Below are 2,481 nucleotides of genomic sequence, written 5' to 3' on the forward strand. Positions count from 1 at the left end.
GATACATTGTCTCAGCTCGTGCGCACGGCCTTTATCCCGCCGCAGGGAAAGCTCTTTTATGTAGCGGACTTTTCAGCCATTGAAGCCCGGATGATCGCCTGGCTTGCCGGGGAGAAATGGCGTATGGAGCTCTTCAAAAATGGCGGTGATATTTACTGCATGAGTGCCAGTCAGATGTTCAAGGTTCCTGTTGAGAAGCATGGCGTCAATGGACATCTGAGACAGAAAGGGAAAATAGCGGAACTCGCCTGTGGCTATGGCGGAGGCATCGGCGCATTAAAGGCAATGGGAGCTCTGGAGATGGGACTTAAGGAAGAAGAGCTTCAGCCCCTCGTTACCGCATGGCGTAATTCCAACCCTAATATCGTGAAGTTCTGGTGGGCAGTAGACCATGCTGTCATGAAAGCCATCACTGAACGGACCACTACTGAAACACATGGACTTACCTTCACCCGCAGAAGCGGCATGCTTTTTATCACTTTACCATCCGGCAGAAAACTCGCCTACGTAAAACCCCGCATCGGCATGAACCAGTTCGGCGGAGAGAGTGTTACCTATGAAGGTATTGGTGCGACCAAGAAATGGGAACGTATTGAAAGCTACGGACCAAAATTCGTGGAAAACATCGTACAGGCCATCTCAAGAGACATTCTCTGCTATGCAATGAAGACCTTACGTCATTGTAGCATCGTGATGCATATTCACGATGAGCTGGTTATTGAAGCCAATCCGCGAATGAGCCTCGATGCTGTATGTGAACTGATGGGACGAACACCACCATGGGCTAACGGGCTAATTCTGGAAGCGGCAGGCTATACATCCCTCTACTACAAGAAAGATTAAGACTTAACTTGATCGGTAACTTAGTCAGGTTCTACCGATCAAGTATTCTTTGACTCGGTTGCCATGCTTGAACATTTTATTTCAGCTTTCTTCCAACAACGACACATTCCTTTTTACAGAAGCATATGCCATAGGTAAGAACAGCTTTGATGTCGTTGCGTTTAATGTACGGATCGGCATATTTCTTTTGAATTATCTGTTCAACGGCATCCTGAGCAATAAGCACTTTGTCTTCGTTTTCGTCTGAAGTCTGTTTTAATTCCAGAATGACGATAACGCCTCTGCTTCTGATAGATTTGATTATCAAATCTATATATCCGTCACCTGATTCAAAATTTGATTTCTGCTCTTCAATGAGAGATGTGCCGTTCACCAGTAATCCGTTCATGAAACTGTGGTAATAGTTTTCCTTCGGAGCGTTCGAGGCAAAATCCCTGATGGAAACATATTTACCAAGGAGCGTGTTAAGGTTATCCTGAACTTTTTCGGCATCACCTTCAAACAAACCTTTTACCAGTTCACCTGTGCTTGTTTTCATGACGGAATTGGTCTTAAAGAAATTCAGAATCTTTGATTTAAAGCATTTTCTGATTTCCTCATTCGGAATAAACAGACTGTATTCATCATTTTCCGGATTATGGGACTGCGGTTCAAAAGTTAAATACCCTGTATAAAGCAGCAGAGTCCAGAAGTCATTTATGTCATGGTTCTGCAAATCACCGTAACATAGTGAGGTTCTTACTTCCGCGGTTATTGATTTACCGTCTAGAAGATCCTGCATCATGTCTACGTCTTCAGGCTCGATAAAGCCCATGAATTTTTCGATAACATCGTTACCGCTTGTATTTATCCAGTAGTTGCCGGCTTGAATGAGATTTCTGTCTTTTCTCAGTTTTCTGAAGTTGTCATTACAGAAGTTCATTACATCCCACGGGCAGTACATATGAGTTGTTCCAAAATGGTACCCGTCGTAATTTTTTCTTGCCTCTTCGTAATAGTCTGAAAGTCCGTAGTATGCAAGGACTTCTTCAGATTCTTCCCTAGTAAAACCTATACCCTGAGATATTTCATCGTCTCCGGAATCAAGAATTGAGCAGACCAGCAGATTGTTAAGTCCGGTAAAAATACTTTCCTTTGCCGCCCTTAAGCATCCGGTTAGTACCGCTCTGCCTAGATACATATTGGTCTTTAAGGCATTGCTCAGGAACGGACTGATGATGTCAATCATTTCACGGTAGTAGCCGTTATGGGCCGCCTTGGCGATAGGTACATCATATTCGTCGATAAGCAGAATCGGCTTGATTCCATGATGCTTGTTCAGGAGTTTCAATAATGTAGATAGTGAATCCTTCACTGCATCATTATTTTTAGGTTCTCTAAGATAAAACTTATCAAGATAGAGTTTGTATTCTTCAATTTCATCACTACTCAGTTTATCACTATCTGCAAGGTATCTAAACTGAGTGTACATGTCGTAAATCGCTGATGCAAAGCGTCCGTAGGCGCTGATAAAATCTTTACCTTCTATCTGCTTAAGGGTAATAAAGATTACCGGATACTTTCCCATGTATTCACTGCAGAATTCCTTATCTTCAAAAATTTTGGTGTCCTTGAACCACTTCTCCTGAAATGACACAT

General features: G+C 42.9%; 2 protein-coding genes. One reads left to right on the plus strand and one right to left on the minus strand.

What is annotated here, in order from left to right; translation table 11 throughout:
- Nucleotides 1–843, plus strand: an 843-nt coding sequence (locus F557_RS0112790) for a DNA polymerase (RefSeq protein WP_019002619.1), incomplete at its 5' end; no start/stop codon positions are given.
- A gap of 76 nt (nt 844–919) precedes the next feature.
- Here the strand turns inward: F557_RS0112790 and F557_RS19925 are convergent.
- The coding region (locus F557_RS19925) for an AAA family ATPase (RefSeq protein WP_019002620.1) at nt 920–2,481 on the minus strand (1,562 nt) is incomplete at its 5' end.

This window comes from Succinimonas amylolytica DSM 2873 (genome assembly GCF_000378405.1).
GTDB classification, from domain to species: Bacteria; Pseudomonadota; Gammaproteobacteria; order Enterobacterales; family Succinivibrionaceae; genus Succinimonas; species Succinimonas amylolytica.